The 15,774-nt window shown below is 73.2% G+C and carries 15 protein-coding genes and 1 riboswitch; of the genes, 2 read left to right on the top strand and 13 right to left on the bottom strand.

The genetic code is table 11. The features are described from left to right. Positions 1–69 precede the first annotated feature (69 nt). The 8 genes from ribH to FGI33_RS08505 form a co-directional block, all read right to left on the bottom strand. Positions 70–549 (bottom strand): 6,7-dimethyl-8-ribityllumazine synthase, encoded by a 480-nt coding sequence (gene ribH, locus FGI33_RS08540; protein ID WP_119435188.1) that lies wholly within the window; start codon positions 547–549, stop codon positions 70–72. Then, entirely contained in the window at positions 546–1,892 is a 1,347-nt protein-coding gene (gene ribA, locus FGI33_RS08535; RefSeq protein ID WP_119435189.1) for a GTP cyclohydrolase II, read from the bottom strand. The genes ribH and ribA overlap by 4 nt, the downstream gene beginning before the upstream one ends. Continuing rightward, entirely contained in the window at positions 1,889–2,572 is a 684-nt protein-coding gene (locus FGI33_RS08530; RefSeq protein ID WP_119435190.1) for a riboflavin synthase, read from the bottom strand. Before FGI33_RS08530 ends, ribA begins: the two co-directional genes overlap by 4 nt. Continuing rightward, positions 2,572–3,627 (bottom strand): bifunctional diaminohydroxyphosphoribosylaminopyrimidine deaminase/5-amino-6-(5-phosphoribosylamino)uracil reductase RibD, encoded by a 1,056-nt coding sequence (ribD, locus tag FGI33_RS08525; RefSeq protein WP_237581646.1) that lies wholly within the window; start codon positions 3,625–3,627, stop codon positions 2,572–2,574. The genes FGI33_RS08530 and ribD overlap by 1 nt, the downstream gene beginning before the upstream one ends. 70 nt (positions 3,628–3,697) lie before the next feature. Next, positions 3,698–3,841: riboswitch (FMN riboswitch) on the bottom strand. Positions 3,842–3,907: 66 nt separating this feature from the next. Further along, positions 3,908–4,672: an HAD family hydrolase gene (locus FGI33_RS08520; protein WP_237581645.1), complete on the bottom strand. Its 765-nt coding sequence runs from the start codon at positions 4,670–4,672 to the stop codon at positions 3,908–3,910. After that, positions 4,669–5,682 (bottom strand): tryptophan--tRNA ligase, encoded by a 1,014-nt coding sequence (gene trpS, locus FGI33_RS08515; protein WP_119435205.1) that lies wholly within the window; start codon positions 5,680–5,682, stop codon positions 4,669–4,671. Before trpS ends, FGI33_RS08520 begins: the two co-directional genes overlap by 4 nt. A 76-nt stretch (positions 5,683–5,758) precedes the next feature. After that, positions 5,759–6,604, bottom strand: coding sequence for an exodeoxyribonuclease III (locus FGI33_RS08510; RefSeq protein ID WP_119435206.1), 846 nt, complete (start codon positions 6,602–6,604; stop codon positions 5,759–5,761). A gap of 10 nt (positions 6,605–6,614) precedes the next feature. Beyond that, positions 6,615–7,724, bottom strand: a complete 1,110-nt coding sequence (locus tag FGI33_RS08505) for a YihY/virulence factor BrkB family protein (RefSeq protein WP_119435207.1) — start codon at positions 7,722–7,724, stop codon at positions 6,615–6,617. A 176-nt stretch (positions 7,725–7,900) separates the two neighbouring features. Here FGI33_RS08505 and ptsP point away from each other — a divergent pair, with 176 nt between their 5' ends. Then, positions 7,901–9,505 (top strand): phosphoenolpyruvate--protein phosphotransferase, encoded by a 1,605-nt coding sequence (gene ptsP, locus FGI33_RS08500; protein ID WP_237582468.1) that lies wholly within the window; start codon positions 7,901–7,903, stop codon positions 9,503–9,505. A gap of 76 nt (positions 9,506–9,581) precedes the next feature. Here ptsP and FGI33_RS08495 read toward each other — a convergent pair whose 3' ends face one another. From FGI33_RS08495 to FGI33_RS08475, 5 genes are all read right to left on the bottom strand, one after another. Further along, the gene (locus FGI33_RS08495; RefSeq protein WP_119435002.1) at positions 9,582–10,343 is read right to left on the bottom strand and encodes a succinate dehydrogenase iron-sulfur subunit; all 762 of its coding nucleotides are present in this window, start codon (positions 10,341–10,343) and stop codon (positions 9,582–9,584) included. A gap of 58 nt (positions 10,344–10,401) precedes the next feature. Beyond that, a complete protein-coding gene (sdhA, locus tag FGI33_RS08490) occupies positions 10,402–12,225 on the bottom strand; it encodes a succinate dehydrogenase flavoprotein subunit (RefSeq protein ID WP_119435003.1) in 1,824 nt (607 codons plus the stop codon). 32 nt (positions 12,226–12,257) lie between these two features. Then, entirely contained in the window at positions 12,258–12,734 is a 477-nt protein-coding gene (locus FGI33_RS08485; RefSeq protein WP_174239311.1) for a succinate dehydrogenase hydrophobic membrane anchor subunit, read from the bottom strand. Next, a complete protein-coding gene (sdhC, locus tag FGI33_RS08480) occupies positions 12,725–13,159 on the bottom strand; it encodes a succinate dehydrogenase, cytochrome b556 subunit (protein ID WP_119402687.1) in 435 nt (144 codons plus the stop codon). Before sdhC ends, FGI33_RS08485 begins: the two co-directional genes overlap by 10 nt. A gap of 143 nt (positions 13,160–13,302) precedes the next feature. After that, positions 13,303–14,478, bottom strand: a complete 1,176-nt coding sequence (locus FGI33_RS08475) for a glycosyltransferase family 4 protein (protein WP_204586736.1) — start codon at positions 14,476–14,478, stop codon at positions 13,303–13,305. Positions 14,479–14,595: 117 nt separating this feature from the next. On the opposite strand from FGI33_RS08475, the gene FGI33_RS08470 reads away from it, so the two are divergent. Then, a complete protein-coding gene (locus FGI33_RS08470) occupies positions 14,596–15,717 on the top strand; it encodes a mannose-1-phosphate guanylyltransferase (protein WP_119401837.1) in 1,122 nt (373 codons plus the stop codon). Positions 15,718–15,774: the final 57 nt, after the last annotated feature.

The raw sequence follows: 15,774 nt of genomic DNA, 5'->3' as shown, positions 1-15,774 counted from the left end.
GCCGGGCGGTCCGGCGGCGCTGACGACGACCTTACTGATACTCGTTCTCGATATCAAAAGCGAGGAGGGTCAGCCGCGGATCCCCTTCAGCAGCAGCGCCGTCATCACCGCGGCCTCGGCCGCCTCCGCGCCCTTGTCCTCCTTCGACCCCGGGAGCCCCGCGCGGTCGATGCCCTGCTGCTCGTCGTCGAGCGTCAGCAGCCCGAAGCCGATGGGCTTCCCGGTGAGGAGCGAGGCCTGCGTGAGGCCGGACGTCGCCGCGTCGGACACGTACTCGAAGTGCGGGGTGCCGCCGCGGATGATCACGCCGAGCGCGACGACCGCGTCGGCCCCCGCGTCGAGCGCCGCGCGCGCGACCACGGGCAGCTCGAAGCTGCCGGGCACGCGGATCACCGTGGTGGTGACGCCCGCCGCGTCGAGCACGCGCTGGGCGCCCGCGAGCAGGCCCGCGCTGATCTCGTCGTGCCAGCGTCCGGCGACGACGGTGACGGCCAGGCCCGTCCCGTCGATCGCGGTGGGGTCGATGTCGGGTGCTCCGTGTCCGCTCATGCGGTCTCCTCCTCGGGGGTGGTGGCCGGTCCGGCCGTGGTGGTGGTCAGGCCGTCGGGCGCCTCGGCGTCCGGGTAGGCGTCCGACCCGATGTGCATGTCGGTGTCGAGCACCATGCGGTGCCCCATGCGGTCGCGCTTCGTCTCGAGGTAGCCCGCGTTCACGTCGTTGACGCCGACGACGAGCGGCACGCGCTCGGTCACCTCCACGCCGTGCGCCTCGAGCTGCCGCACCTTCTCGGGGTTGTTCGTGAGCAGGCGCACGTCCTCGATCCCCATCTCCTGCAGGATCGCCGACGCGGCGCCATAGTCGCGCGCGTCCGCCGGCAGGCCCAGGGCGACGTTGGCGTCGAGCGTGTCGAAGCCGTCCTCCTGCAGCCGGTAGGCGCGCAGCTTGTTGATGAGGCCGATGCCGCGCCCCTCGTGCCCGCGCAGGTAGACGACCACGCCGCCGTCGCGCTGGATCTCGTCGAGCGCGGCGTCGAGCTGCGGCCCGCACTCGCACTTGAGGGATCCGAGCGCCTCGCCCGTCAGGCACTCCGAGTGCACGCGCACCAGGGTGCCGTGCTCCTGGGGCTCACCGGCGACGATCGCCACGTGGTCGGCTCCCGTCGTGCGGTCGCGGTAGGCGCGCAGCCTGACCGTGCCGTGGGTCGTGGGCACGGTCGTCTCGACCTCGAAGATCACGCGCGACGCCTCGGGGATCGCGACGGCGGGCTCGAGCGGCCGGTCGCAGTGGAACTCCTCGAGGTGCGCCTTGAGCGCCTCGATCGTGACGACCAGCACGCCCTCGCGCTCGCCGAGGGCGAGGAGGCCGGGGAGGCGCATCATCTCGCCGTCGTCCTGCACGATCTCGCTGATCGCGCCGACGGGCGTGAGGCCCGCGAGCGTGAGCAGGTCGACCGCGGCCTCGGTGTGGCCGTCGCGCTCGCGCACGCCGCCGTCGACCGCGCGCAGCGGCAGGATGTGGCCCGGCCGGTGCAGGCTCGTCGGCACGCTGCCGAGGTCGGCGAGCACGCGCAGGGTGTGCGCCCGGTCGGAGGCGCTGATGCCCGTGGAGAGCCGGTCGGCCGCGTCGACCGAGACCGTGTACGCGGTGCCGCGCGGATCCCGGTTGTCGGCCACCATGAGCGGCAGCTCCAGCCGGTCGGCGATCTCGTTGGTCATGGGCGCGCAGATGAAGCCCGACGAGTGCTTCACGAGCCAGGCCACCCACTCGGGCGAGGCGGACTCGGCGGCGAGCAGCACGTCGCCCTCGTTCTCGCGGCCCTCGTCGTCGACGACGATCACGGGACGGCCGGCGCGCAGCTCCTGCAGCGCCTCGGGGATCGCGGCGAGGCTCACGAGCGGGCCTCCTCGGTCGCGGCGGGGGCGGTCGCGGCGGCGGGCGCCGGCGCGGCTTCGCGGTCCCGCGCGTCGAGCGCGAGCATCCGCTGCACGTGGCGCGCGAGCACGTCCGTCTCCAGGTTGACCTCGTCGCCGGGCTCGAGCGCGCCCAGCGTGGTCGCGGTGAGCGTCTCGGGGATGAGCGACACCTCGAACCACGCGTCCGCGTCCGCCGTGTCGGTGGGGCTGACGGCGCTCACGGTGAGGCTCACGCCCTGCACCGTGATGGATCCGCGGTCCACCACGAGCGGCGCGAGGTCGGCGGGCAGGGAGAAGCGGAGGATCCGCCAGGCCTCGCCCGGCGTGGTCGCGATGAGGCGCCCGGTGCCGTCCACGTGGCCCTGCACGATGTGGCCGCCCAGGCGGTCGCCCACGCGCGCGGCGCGCTCCAGGTTCACGCGGTCGCCCACGCCGAGGCGTCCGAGCGAGCTCATCACGAGCGTCTGCCGCATGACGTCGGCGGTGAACCCCTCGGGCGTCTGCGCGACGACCGTGAGGCACACGCCGTCGACGCTGATGGAGTCGCCGTGCCGGGCGTCGGACACCGCGAGCGGCGCCTCCACCGTGATCCGGGCGGAGTCGCCCTCCGCGTCGAGCGCGAGGACGCGTCCGCGCTCCTCGATGATCCCTGTGAACATCACTGGCCTTCCGTGGTGGGTCGCGCGATCACGAGGAGGTCGTCCCCGAGCCGCGTCGTGCTGATGAGGGTGAGTCGGTGGGCGGCCGGCATGCTCGGCACGCCGAGGTCGCCGGTCGCGGTGCGCGGGCCGCCGAGGAGGACGGGCGCGAGGTACGTGACCACCTCGTCCACGAGCCCGGCGGCGACGAGCGCGGAGACGACCGTGGGGCCGCCCTCCACGAACACGTGCCGGATCCCGCGGCGCCCGAGCTCCGCGATGGCGGCGGCCGGGTCGTGGCCCGCGATGCGGATCAGTCGGCGCGGGTGCTGGTGCAGGGCCGCGTCGTCGGGGATCGCGCGGTCGCCGAGGACGACGGGCGCGGGCTGGTGGGGGTAGGGGATCCCGTCCGGTCGGCGGGCCGTGAGCGCGGGGTCGTCGGCGAGCACGGTGCCGGTGCCCACGAGGATCGCGTCGGCCTCGGCGCGGCGGCGGTGCACGTCCTCGCGGGCGGCGGGCCCGGTGATCCAGCGGCTCGTGCCGTCGGCGGCGGCGATGCGGCCGTCGAGGCTGGACGCCCACTTCGCCGTGACGAACGGGCGGCCGAGCCGAGCGGATCCGAGCCACACCCGCAGGAACGCCGCCGCCTCGTCGGCGAGCACGCCGGGCACGACCTCGACGCCGGCGGCGCGCAGCCGGGTCGCGCCGCCGGAGGACTCGGCTCCCGGGTCGGCGACGGCGTAGGCGACGCGCGCGACGCCCGCCTCGATCAGCGCGGCGGCGCAGGGGCCGGTGCGCCCGGTGTGGTTGCAGGGCTCGAGCGTGACGACGGCGGTGGCGCCGTGCGCCGCGCCCGCGGGCAGCTGACGCAGCGCGTCGACCTCGGCGTGGGCGGATCCGGCGCCGCGGTGGCGGCCCTCGGCGATCACACGGCCACGGGCGTCGAGGATCACGCAGCCGACGCGCGGGTTCGGACCCCACGCGGGACCCTCGGCGGCGAGCTCGAGGCCGCGGCACATGGCGCGCGCGAGCGCGGGGTCGGCCGCCGCGGGAGATGCCGTCGGGTCGTCGTGCATGGTGTCCTCGTCCGTGGACGGACTCCGGGCGCGGTCGACGGACCTCGACGCCGGCAGGGTCGCTGGCGCCGCGTGCTGCCTCCCATCCGGACTTTAACCGTCGGTCCCGGAATCCCACCGGATCGGCGGACGAGGCTCCCGGGGACCCGGTCGCGCATCGTCCGTTCGCGGACTGTCACCGCCGGCTCGGATTTCCACCGACCCCGGAGCACGTGTATGGGTCGAGGTTAGCCCACGCGGCTGCGGGGCCGGGGTCCGTGACGCTCCGCGACCTACGCCGTCAGCGGACGCCGACGAGGTCCACGGCATCGGCGAGGTCCGCGAGCGCCACGATGCGCACGACGCCGGCGGGCAGGGGAGCGTCCCCGTCGCCGAGGGCGTCGAACCAGACGCCGCCGGCCAGGCCCGCGTCGACCGCCCCGAGCGCATCCGTGCGGAGCCGGTCGCCCACCATCACGGCGTCGGCCGGGTCCACGCCCGCCTCCCGGCACGCGAGCAGGAAGATGCGCGGATCGGGCTTGGTGAAGTCGAGGTCCCCGGAGCAGATCACGGGGGAGAGGCGGTCGGTGAGCCCGGCCGCGGCGATCTTCGGCTCCTGCTGGCTCCGCTCGCCGTTGGTCACGACGCCGAAGCGCACGCTCGGGTGCCGGCGCGCGATCTCGTCGAGGGCCTCGTGCGCGCCCGGCAGCGGCCGCCACGACGCCTCGTACCCGGCGAGGTAGCCGCCGAACCAGGCGTCCGTCGCGGCGTCGTCGTCCGCGAGCGCGGCGGCGAGGTCCGCGGCGTCGGCGGATCCCCAGGCCGCGAGGAACCCGCGCGCCCGCGCCCGCCGCTGCCCGGTGTAGTCGAGCTCGCCCGCGAGGTACCGGTGGTAGTGCTCCTCCTCGAGCGCGACCCACAGCGCGACGGCCCGGTCGCGCTCCGGGGGGTCGGACGCGTCGAGGAGGCCGCGCGCGGCGAGGTGGGCGGTGATCCCGTCGGCCACGGCGCCGCGGTGGTCCACCAGGGTGTCGTCGAGGTCGAGGAGGACCAGCCGCAGGGTCATCGGCCGGCGCGCCGCACGAGGCCGACGGCGTCGTAGACGCGCGCGAGCATGGCGTCGGCCCGCTCCTCGGCACGCGCGGCGTTGCCGGCGAGCACGCGGTCGAGCTCGGCCGGGTCGTCGAGGAGCTCGAGCGTGCGCGCGCGGATCGGCTCGAACACGCGCGTGACGGTCTCGGCCACGTCCTTCTTCAGGTCGCCGTAGCCGCGGCCCGCGTACCGCTCCTCGAGCGCCGGCACGGGCGTGTGCTCGAAGGCCGAGAGGATCGTCAGCAGGTTGGAGACGCCGGGCTTCTCGCCGCGGTCGAAGCGGATCTCGCGGCCCGTGTCGGTGACGGCCGAGCGGATCTTCTTCGCCGTCCTCGCGGGCTCGTCCAGCAGCCACACCACGCCCGCGTCGCTGGCGGCGGACTTGCTCATCTTCGACGTCGGGTCCTGCAGGTCGTAGATGCGGGCCGTGTCCTTCTGGATCATCGGCTCCGGGATCCGGAACACGTCGCCGAAGCGCGAGTTGAAGCGCTTCGCGAGGTCGCGGGTGAGCTCCACGTGCTGCTTCTGGTCGTCGCCGACGGGCACGACCTCGGTGCCGTACAGCAGGATGTCGGCCGCCATGAGCGTCGGGTACGCGAACAGGCCGAGCGTGGTCGCGTCCGCGCCCTGCTTCTGCGACTTGTCCTTGAACTGGGTCATGCGGCTGGCCTCGCCGAACCCGGTGAGCGTGTTGAGGATCCACGCGAGCTCGGTGTGCGCCGACACGTGCGACTGCACGAAGAGCGTGGACACGGCCGGGTCGATGCCCGCCGCGATGTACTGCGCGGCGGTGCGCCGGGTGGAGTCGCGGAGGGCCGTCGGGTCCTGCGGGACGGTGATGGCGTGCAGGTCGACGACGCAGAACACGGCGTCGTGCGTGGTCTGAAGCTCCTTCCACTGCAGGAGCGCGCCGATGTAGTTGCCGATCTGCAGCGAGTCGGCGGACGGCTGCATGCCGGAGAAGAGGACGGGACGAGCGGTCATGGCGGTGCCTTCGTGTGCGGAGCGCGGGGCGCTCGGGGTGCGCCGGGCGGGCGCGGAGGGGAGGGAGGGGTGCGGGTCAGATCGCGTAGTCGACGACCACGGGCGTGTGGTCCGACCATCGTTGGTCGTACGCCTCGGCCCGGTCGACCGCGTAGCCCACGACCTTCTCGGCGAGGGCGGGCGTCGCGAGCTGGTAGTCGATGCGCCAGCCGGTGTCGTTGTCGAACGCCTTGCCGCGCCAGCTCCACCACGTGTACGGGCCGTCGACCTCGCCGGCCTGCTGGCGGCCGACGTCCACCCAGCCGAGGCCGGGGCCGGTGGATCCGTCGACGCCCTCGACGTCCTCGCCGCGCGCGCCGAGGATGCGGTCGAGGTAGGCGCGCTCGCGCGGCAGGAACCCGGCGCGCTTCACGTTGCCCTTCCAGTTGCGGATGTCGAGCTCGCGGTGGCCGACGTTGAGGTCGCCGACGACGACGGCGAGCTCGGAGTGCGCGGCGATCTCGGGCAGGCGCCGCTCCATGCCGTCGAGGAAGCGCCACTTCTCGTCCTGCTTGGCGGTGCCGACCTCGCCGGAGTGCACGTAGGCGCTCACGACCGTGACGATGGTGCCGTCCACGTCGTAGTCGGCCTCGAGCCAGCGGCCCGCGCTGTCGAAGTCCTCCTCGCCGATGGCGACGCGGTGGATCTCCGCGCGGCGGCGGCTCGCGAGGGCGACGCCCGCGCGGCCCTTGGCGGTCGCGGCGTCGTGCAGCACGTTCCACTCGGGTCCGAGGAGGCCCTCGATGTCGCCGGTCTCGGCGCGGACCTCCTGGATGGCGAGGATGTCGACGTCGCGCGTGGCGAGCCAGTCGCCCATGCCCTTGCGGAACGCGGCCCGGATGCCGTTCGTGTTGATGGACGCGACGCGGAGGTTCGAGGGCATGGTCTCGATCCTAACGGCGGCGCCTCCGCCGCAGCCCGAGCAGCACCCGCGTGATGCCGCGCGACTGCTCGTACCGCTCCCGCTCCCGCGCGCGCTCCTCCTCCTCGAGGATCCGGCGGGCCTCGTCGAGCTTCGCGAGCCGCTCCCTCTCGAGCTGCTCGGGCGTGAGGTCGCGGGCGTCGATGCCCCGGTCGGACATGCTCACGGCGATCCACGACGCGCAGATCAGGATGACCTGGCAGATGAGGTTGAACCAGATCAGGAGCCCGATGATCACCGCGAACGACGCGAGCAGCGGGTTCCGGCTGGCACCGCCGAGGAGCGCCGTGCCGAGCACCTTGAGGACGCCCATGGCGACGCCGCCGAGGAGCGCGCCCTGCAGGAGCTGCGGCCGCGGGATCCTGACGCCCGACAGGATCCGGTACGCCCCCGCCAACACGGCCGTGTCGAGCGCGAGCACGAGCGCGAGGCCCACGGTGCGCCCGACGACGACGGCGAGCAGCGAGTCCTCGCCGACCTGCAGCAGCCCGAACACGACGCCGAGGAGCCCGGTGCTCACCACCGAGAGCGCGGCCGAGAGCAGCATCGCGAGCGCGAACACCAGGGCGAGCCCCAGGTCCTTGACCTTGAGCAGCAGGAAGAACGTGGTGGGCGGCGGCAGCTCGAAGATCCGCCGCACCGAGTCGCGCGTGGAGGCCAGCCAGCCGAGCGCGGTGACGAGGAGGCCGATCGATCCGATGATGCCGGTCACGGTCACGGCGTTCGAGGCGAGCAGCGCCTGCGGATCCTCGATGGCGCCGCCCTCGCCGAACAGCCCGGGCACCGCGCCCTGGATCAGCGTGAGCAGCGAGTCGAGGAGCGCCGGATTGTCGGCGAGCACGGATCCCGCGACGGAGAACCCGACCGCGAGCGCCGCGAAGACCGCGAACACGGCCTGGTACGACATGCCGGCCGCGAGGATCGGTCCCCCCGCGGCCCCGTAGGCGAGGAAGACCCGCACGGGCTTGAGCTGCATCACGCGCGCGAAGAGGGCGGGGATGCCGGTGGCGGTGGGCGGCTCGGCGGGCGTCGCGCCGGGGGAGGGGGAGGCGGGGCGTCCGCGGCCGTCGGGGGCGGTCATCCCCCGAGGATACGGGCCGCCCGGCCCCTGGTAGCGTGGACGGGCCGTTCCGGCAGCCCGACCGGACGACCACCCGCGCCGACGACGTCCGTCCGCGCGGCCCGCACCCGAGCGAGGGAGTCCCTGTGCGCATCACCGGCATCGGAGTAGGACACGGAGTGGCCACCGGCCCCGTGATGCGGATGCCCGACCCGCTGCCCGAGCCCGGCACCGGGGCCTTCACGGGCGACGCCGAGGCCGAGGTCGCGCGCGTCGCCGACGCCCTCGCCGCCACCGCGGACGACCTGGCCGCGCGCGGCGCCCGCGCGGGCGGCGACGCGAAGGACGTGCTCGACGCGCAGTCGCTCATGGCGCGCGACCCCGCGCTCCTCGACTCGGTCGGCCGCCTCGTCGGCCAGGGCCGCTCGGGCGAGCGCGCCGTGTTCGAGGCGTTCGCCACCTTCCAGGAGCTGCTCACGGGCATGGGCGGGTACATGGCCGAGCGCGCGGCGGACCTCGCCGACGTCGCGCAGCGCGTCATCGCCCGGCTCCGCGGCGTGCCCGCGCCCGGGATCCCCACCGCGGACGCGCCCTTCGTCCTCGTCGCGCGCGACCTCGCGCCCGCCGACACCGCGCTCCTCGAGCTCGACCGCGTGCTCGCCCTGGTCACCACCGACGGCGGCCCCACCAGCCACACCGCGATCCTCGCCCGCAGCCGCTCCATCCCCGCGATCGTCGGCGCGACGGGCGCCGCCGACCTCGTCGAGGGCGACGAGGTCGTCGTCGACGCGGCCGCCGGCGTCGTGGTCGTCCACCCCGACGACGCCGAGCGCGAGGACGCCCTCCGCCGGATCCGCGCCCGCGAGGAGGCGCTCGCCGCCCCCATCACCGACGGCGCCCTGGCCGACGGCACGCCCGTCCCGCTCCTCGCCAACCTCGGGTCGCCCGCGGAGGCCGCGCGCGCGGTCGAGCTCGGCGCCGAGGGCGTCGGCCTCTTCCGCACCGAGTTCCTCTTCCTCGACGCCGCCGAGGCGCCGTCCGTCGACGCGCAGACCGCGCAGTACACCGCGCTCCTCCAGGCCTTCCCGGGCCGCAAGGTCGTCGTCCGCGCGCTCGACGCCGGCGCCGACAAGCCCCTCGCCTTCCTCACCGACGCGGACGAGGAGAACCCCGCGCTGGGCCTCCGGGGCCTCCGCGCGCTCCGGGCGAACGAGCGGATCCTCCGCGACCAGCTCACCGCCCTCGCGGCGGCGGACGCGGCGACCGACGCCGACCTCTGGGTCATGGCGCCGATGGTCGCCGACGCCGAGGAGACCGCGTACTTCGTGGAGCTCGGCCGCGAGCTGGGCCTCCGCACGGTCGGCGTCATGGCCGAGGTGCCGTCGCTCGCGCTCCTCGCCGACCAGGTCGTCGAGGTCGCCGACTTCGTCAGCGTCGGCACCAACGACCTCACGCAGTACACGATGGCGGCGGACCGCCTGCTCGGCTCGGTCGCCTCCTACCAGGACCCGTGGCACCCGGCGGTCCTCCGCCTCGTGCGCACCCTCGGCGACGCCGGCCGCGCGTCGGGCACGCCCGTCGGCATCTGCGGCGAGGCGGCGGCGGATCCGCTGCTCGCGGTGGTCCTCGTCGGCCTCGGCGTCACGAGCCTCTCGATGACCCCGGCCGCGCTCGCCGACGTCCGCCTGGAGCTCGGCCGACGCACGCTCGACGACGCGCGCGCCGCCGCCGATGCCGTCCTCACGGCGCGCACCGCGGCGGAGGCGCGCGCGGCCGCCGAGCGGATCCTCGCGGAGCGCTAGACGCACGCGCACGCAGACGGAAGGCCCCGCAGCTCCGGGGAGCTGCGGGGCCTTCGTGGTCCGGGGAGCTGCGGCGCTACGCCTTGCCGCGCATGATCGCCTGCTTGACCTCGGCGATCGCCTGCGTCACCTGGATGCCGCGCGGGCACGCCTCGGAGCAGTTGAAGGTCGTGCGGCAGCGCCACACGCCCTCCTTGTCGTTGAGGATGTCGAGGCGCACGTTCGACTCGTCGCGCGAGTCGAAGATGAAGCGGTGCGCGTTGACGATGGCGGCGGGGCCGAAGTACTGGCCGTCGGTCCAGAACACGGGGCAGGACGACGTGCACGCGGCGCAGAGGATGCACTTGGTGGTGTCGTCGAAGCGGGCGCGCTCGGCGGCGGACTGGATCCGCTCCTTGCCCTTCTCCGGCTTCGTGTTGGAGATGAGGAAGGGCTGCACGTCGCGGAACGACTCGAAGAACGGCTCCATGTCGACGACGAGGTCCTTCTCCAGCGGCAGGCCCTTGATGGCCTCCACGTAGATGGGCTGCGAGATGTCGAGGTCCTTGATGAGCGTCTTGCAGGCCAGGCGGTTGCGGCCGTTGATGCGCATCGCGTCGGATCCGCACACGCCGTGCGCGCAGGAGCGGCGGAAGGTCAGCGACCCGTCCTGCTCCCACTTGATCTTGTGCAGCGCGTCGAGGATGCGGTCGGTCGGGTACACCTCGACGTCGAAGTCCTCCCAGCGGGGCTCCACGTCCTGGCCGGGCAGGTACCGGCGGATGATGAGGGTCACCGTGAAGGTGGGGATGGCCGAGGCCTCTCCCGCGGGGGGCGCGTCGAGGGTTGCGGTGCTCACGTGTGCGGGTCCTGTTCCGTAGGTGGTGCGGTGACGGGCGTCGGTGCCGACCCGGGGGTCAGTACTTCCGCTCCATCGGCTGGTAGTTCGTGATGACGACGGGCTTGGTGCTCAGCTTGATGTGGTCGCCGGCGTCCGCGCTGTGGGCGTCGCCCGTGAGGTACGCCATGGTGTGCACCATGTAGTTCTCGTCGTCGCGCTTCGGGAAGTCCTCGCGGAAGTGGCCGCCGCGGCTCTCCTTGCGGTACATCGCCGAGTACACGACGACCTCCGCGAGGTCGAGCAGGAAGCCGAGCTCGATGGCCTCGAGCAGGTCCGTGTTGAAGCGCTGGCCCTTGTCCTGCACCTGGATGTTCGTGTACCGCTCGCGCAGGTCGGCGATCACCTTGGTGACCTCGATCAGCGTGTCCTCGGTGCGGAACACCTGGGCGTTGCGGTCCATGGACTCCTGCAGCTCGCGACGCAGCGTCGAGATCCGCTCGGTGCCGTTGGAGTTGCGCGCGCCCTCGACGAGGCCCTTCACGAAGTCGGCCGCGTCGGCGGGCAGCGGCGTGAAGTCGACCGTCTTGACGTACTCGGCGGCGTAGTTGCCCGCGCGCTTGCCGAACACGTTGATGTCGAGGAGCGAGTTGGTGCCGAGGCGGTTGGATCCGTGCACCGACACGCACGCGCACTCGCCGGCCGCGTAGAGGCCCGGGACCACGGTCGTGTTGTCGGAGAGGACCTCGGCCTTGATGTTCGTGGGGATGCCGCCCATCGCGTAGTGCGCGGTCGGCAGCACGGGCACGGGCTCCGTGTAGGGCTCGACGCCGAGGTACGTGCGCGCGAACTCCGTGATGTCGGGGAGCTTCGCGTCGATGACGGCGGGCTCGAGGTGCGTGATGTCGAGGTAGACGTAGTCCTTGTTCGGGCCCGCGCCGCGGCCCTCGCGGATCTCGGTGGCCATGCACCGGGCGACGATGTCGCGCGGCGCGAGGTCCTTGATGGTGGGGGCGTACCGCTCCATGAAGCGCTCGCCCTCGCTGTTGCGGAGGATCGCGCCCTCGCCGCGGGCCGCCTCCGACAGGAGGATGCCGAGGCCGGCCAGGCCGGTCGGGTGGAACTGGAAGAACTCCATGTCCTCGAGCGGCAGGCCCTTGCGCCAGATGATCCCGACGCCGTCGCCCGTGAGCGTGTGCGCGTTCGAGGTCGTCTTGTAGATCTTGCCGAAGCCGCCGGTCGCGAAGATCACGGCCTTCGCCTGGAAGACGTGGATCTCGCCGGTCGAGAGCTCGAGGGCCACGACGCCCGCGGGCTGCTGCTTCCCGTCGACCTCGGCCATGACGAGGTCGAGCACGTAGAACTCGTTGTAGAAGTTGATGCCGAACTTGACGCAGTTCTGGTACAGCGTCTGCAGGATCATGTGGCCCGTGCGGTCGGCCGCGTAGCAGGACCGGCGCACGGGGCTCTTGCCGTGGTCGGCCGTGTGTCCGCCGAAGCGGCGCTGGTCGATCTTGCCGTCGGGCGTCCGGTTGAAGGGGAGGCCCATGTTCTCGAGGTCGATGACCGCGTCGATCGCCTCCTTCGCGAGGATCTCCGCCGCGTCCTGGTCGACGAGATAGTCGCCGCCCTTGACGGTGTCGAAGGTGTGCCACTCCCAGCTGTCCTCCTCGACGTTCGCGAGGGCTGCGGCCATGCCGCCCTGCGCGGCGCCCGTGTGGGAGCGCGTCGGGTAGAGCTTCGAGATGACGGCCGTGTTCGCCTGCGGTCCCGCCTCGATCGCCGCGCGCATGCCGGCGCCGCCCGCACCCACGATCACGATGTCGAACTGGTGGTAGTGGACGCCGTCCACGATGGTGCTCGCGGAGGGCTCGGAACCGGGGGTCGCGGTGTCAGTGGTCACGGGCTTCTTTCTCGAGGCGGATGGGGAGCGGGCTACAGGTCGCCGCAGAAGGAGGGCAGCAGGTCCGCGGGCTGGCCGGCGGGGCACGGGTCGAACGTGAAGACCACGAGCGTGCCGAGGACGAGCAGGACCACCGTGGACGTCACGAGCGCGCCCTTGAGGATCGTCCGGGTGCGGGGAGAGGCCGCGTAGTCGTTCACGAGGGTGCGCATCCCGTTGGCGCCGTGGATGACCGCGAGCCAGAGCAGCGCGATGTCCCACACCTTCCAGAACGGGTCGGAGAGCTTGCCGCCGACGAAGGCGAAGTCGATGGCCTTGATGCCCTCGCCGTTGATGAGGTTGACGTAGAGGTGGCCGAAGATGAGCACGACGAGCACGACGCCCGAGGCGCGCATGTACATCCAGCCCCACTTCTCCCAGTTGACGCCGCCCTGGCGTCGGGGCTGGCGCGGCTGGCGGGGACGCTCGATGCTCACCTGCTGTGCGATGTCGCTCACGATCAGATCCATCCCGCTTCGCTGAACACGTTGATGAGGTGGCGCGGCACGAAGCCGGCCATGAGCACGACCCACAGCCCGATGACCACGTAGAACATGAGGCGCTGGTGCTTGGCGCCGAAGCGCCAGAAGTCGATGAGGATGATCCGCAGCCCGTTGAGCGCGTGGAACCCGATGGCCCCGACGAGGGCGACCTCGCCGATGCCCATGACGGGGTTCTTGTAGGTGCCGATGACCGCGTTGTAGGCCTCGGGGCTCACGCGGATGAGGCTCGTGTCGAGCACGTGCACCAGGAGGAAGAAGAAGATGGACACGCCGGTGATGCGGTGCAGCACCCATGACCACATGCCCTCGCGGCCCCGGTACAGCGTCCCCGCGGGGACCTTCGGTGCGCGCGACGTGTGCGGTTCGCGGGTTCCTGCCGTCTTGATGGACACGGAACGACCCTCCCTGATGCTGGTGCCCCGTGGGCGGAGCGCCTTCGCGCCGACATTGCGCGTCGCCGTCGAGTCTACGGCCCGGGTCCGCGCGGCCACCCGTTAGGGCACCCTAAGCGGCGACGCCCGCCGGAGACTTCGGATCAGGCGATGACGGGGACGGGCCCGGCGCCCGCGGCGTCGGTCGCCTGCAGTGCCGAGCGGCGGGCCGAGACGGCGTGGCCGTAGTGCCCGATGAGCTCGTCGCCGATGGTGGCCCACGAGCGGCCGAGGACCGCGCGGCGGCCGGCCTCTCCCATCCGCAGGCGCATCGGCTCGCTCGCGACGAGCTCGTCGACGAGCCGCCGCATGTGCGCGTCCCGCGGCGACGCGGGGTCGAAGAGGAACCCGTCCGTGCCGTGGTCGACGAGGTCGATGGGGCCGCCGGCGTGCGGCGCGACGACCGGGAGGCCGGACGCGTGCGCCTCCTGCACCGTCTGGCCGAACGTCTCCTCGGTCCCGGTGTGCACGAACACGTCCATGGCGGCGTACGCGGCGGCGAGCTCACGGCCGCCGACGCGGCCGAGCCACGTCACGGGCATGCCCACGAGGGCGCGTCGGGCGGACGCCTGGCTCGGGCCGTCTCCCGCGATGAGGAAGCGCACGCCGCGGATCCCGCGCAGGGCCTGGAGGCGCTCGAGCTGCTTCTCGGGGGCGATGCGGCCCACGTAGCCGACGACCGTCTCGCCGCCCGGCGCGACGCGGTGCCGGAGCGCGACCGCGTCCTCCATGGCGCGGTTGCGAGGGTGGTAGCGGTCGAGGTCGACCCCGCGGCCCCACCGGGCGACGCGCTCGACGCCCGCGGCCGCCAGGTCCGCCGCCGCGGCGCTCGAGGGCGCGAGGGTCAGGTCGGCTCCCTGGTGGATCCAGCGCACGAGCCGCCACACGTACGGCGCGGTCGCGGCCAGCCGGTTCCGGCGCGCGTAGCCGGCCACGTCGGTCTGGAACACGGCGACGGACGGCGCGTCGATGCGCGTCGCCGCCGCGATCGCCTGCGCGCCCAGGAACAGGGGGGACGCGGCGTGCAGCACGTCCGGCGCGAAGTCGGTCAGCAGCCGCAGCACCTGGGGGCTGGGGATCCCGACCGGGAACTGGCGGTAGGCGATGGCGGGCACGCCGTGGACGGGGAAGCCGGCGAACTCGGACGGGGCGCCGGCGTCCGGGGCGATCACGATGGCCTGGTGCCCGCGATCGCGCAGGTGCTCGAGCACCCGGCAGACGCTCGTGGTGACGCCGTTGACGGTGGGGAGGAAGCTCTCGCTGACGACGGCTACGCGCATGCCCCCGACGCTAGGCACGGGCGCCGACGGCGTCGCCGCGGCGCCGTGAACGGCCCGTTGCGGACGCGTGAACTCGGCGCATCCGGACGCCTCCCAGGCTGCCGATAGGGTGGACGCATGGCCGAGCAGACGAGCGCGATCTCCCGTTTCTACAGCGTGATCCCCGCGGGGGGAGTGGGCTCGAGGCTCTGGCCCCTCTCGCGTGCCGACGCGCCGAAGTTCCTGCACGACCTGACCGGGTCCGGCCGCACGCTCCTCCGGGACACGTGGGAGCGCCTCGCGCCCCTCTCCGGCGAGGACCGCATTATGGTCGTCACCGGCCGCGCCCACCGCGCCGCCGTCGAGGCGCAGCTGCCCGAGCTCACCGACCCGAACGTGGTCCTCGAGAGCGAGGGGCGCGACAGCACCGCCGCCATCGCGCTCGCCGCGGCCATCCTCGAGCGCCGCGAGCCGGGCGTCATCATCGGCTCCTTCGCGGCCGACCACGTCATCGCCGATCCCGACCGCTTCCGCGACACCGTGCGCGAGGCCGTCATCGCGGCCGACGCCGGCTACATCACCACGATCGGCATCACGCCCACGGAGCCCGCGACCGGCTTCGGCTACATCCACACCGGCAAGGCGCTCAGCATCCCGGACGCCCCGCACGCCCTCGAGGTGGCGTCGTTCGTGGAGAAGCCGAGCATCGGCGTCGCCCGGGGCTACCTCAAGGGCGGCACCCACCTCTGGAACGCGGGCATGTTCATCGCGCGTGCCGACCGCCTGCTCGAGGAGCTCGGCCGCACCGAGCCCGAGCTGCTGAAGGGCGTGCTCGAGCTCGCCGAGGCGTGGGACACCGCCGACCGCGGCCTCGTCGTCGACCGGGTGTGGCCCAACCTCAAGAAGATCGCCATCGACTACGCCGTCGCCGAGCCGGCCGCCGCCCGCGGTGCGCTCGCCGTGATCCCCGGCAGCTTCACCTGGGACGACGTGGGCGACTTCGCCTCCGTCGCCAAGATGCACTCGAGCGGTCGCAAGTCCGACCTCGTGATCCTCGGCGAGGACGCGCGCGTGCTGTCGGACGCGTCGAGCGGCATCGTGGTGGCCAACAGCAAGCGCGTGATCAGCCTCATCGGCGTGCGCGACATCGTCGTGGTGGATACGCCCGACGCCCTGCTCGTGACGACGAAGGAGAACGCGCAGCGCGTCAAGAGCGTCGTGGACGCGCTCAAGCTCAGCGGCGGGACGGACGTCCTGTAACGAAGGGGTAACGAACCCCCCGCGGGCTCTCCGCGGCCGGAGGGGGCCGGGAGCGCC

Origin of the sequence: Clavibacter phaseoli (assembly GCF_021922925.1) — a bacterium.
GTDB classification, from domain to species: Bacteria; Actinomycetota; Actinomycetes; order Actinomycetales; family Microbacteriaceae; genus Clavibacter; species Clavibacter phaseoli.
Note: the sequence above shows the minus strand (reverse complement) of the source record. Positions and strands in the feature narration are given on the sequence as shown.

Bases quoted from the DNA above. Each gene is read 5' to 3' on its own strand.
- ribH (WP_119435188.1), bottom strand. From the start codon at position 549: ATGAGCGGACACGGAGCACCCGACATCGACCCCACCGCGATCGACGGG.
- FGI33_RS08530 (WP_119435190.1), bottom strand. From the start codon at position 2,572: ATGTTCACAGGGATCATCGAGGAGCGCGGACGCGTCCTCGCGCTCGAC.
- ribD (WP_237581646.1), bottom strand. From the start codon at position 3,627: ATGCACGACGACCCGACGGCATCTCCCGCGGCGGCCGACCCCGCGCTC.
- FGI33_RS08520 (WP_237581645.1), bottom strand. From the start codon at position 4,672: ATGACCCTGCGGCTGGTCCTCCTCGACCTCGACGACACCCTGGTGGAC.
- trpS (WP_119435205.1), bottom strand. From the start codon at position 5,682: ATGACCGCTCGTCCCGTCCTCTTCTCCGGCATGCAGCCGTCCGCCGAC.
- FGI33_RS08510 (WP_119435206.1), bottom strand. From the start codon at position 6,604: ATGCCCTCGAACCTCCGCGTCGCGTCCATCAACACGAACGGCATCCGG.
- FGI33_RS08505 (WP_119435207.1), bottom strand. From the start codon at position 7,724: ATGACCGCCCCCGACGGCCGCGGACGCCCCGCCTCCCCCTCCCCCGGC.
- ptsP (WP_237582468.1), top strand. From the start codon at position 7,901: ATGCGGATGCCCGACCCGCTGCCCGAGCCCGGCACCGGGGCCTTCACG.
- FGI33_RS08485 (WP_174239311.1), bottom strand. From the start codon at position 12,734: ATGGATCTGATCGTGAGCGACATCGCACAGCAGGTGAGCATCGAGCGT.
- FGI33_RS08475 (WP_204586736.1), bottom strand. From the start codon at position 14,478: ATGCGCGTAGCCGTCGTCAGCGAGAGCTTCCTCCCCACCGTCAACGGC.
- FGI33_RS08470 (WP_119401837.1), top strand. From the start codon at position 14,596: ATGGCCGAGCAGACGAGCGCGATCTCCCGTTTCTACAGCGTGATCCCC.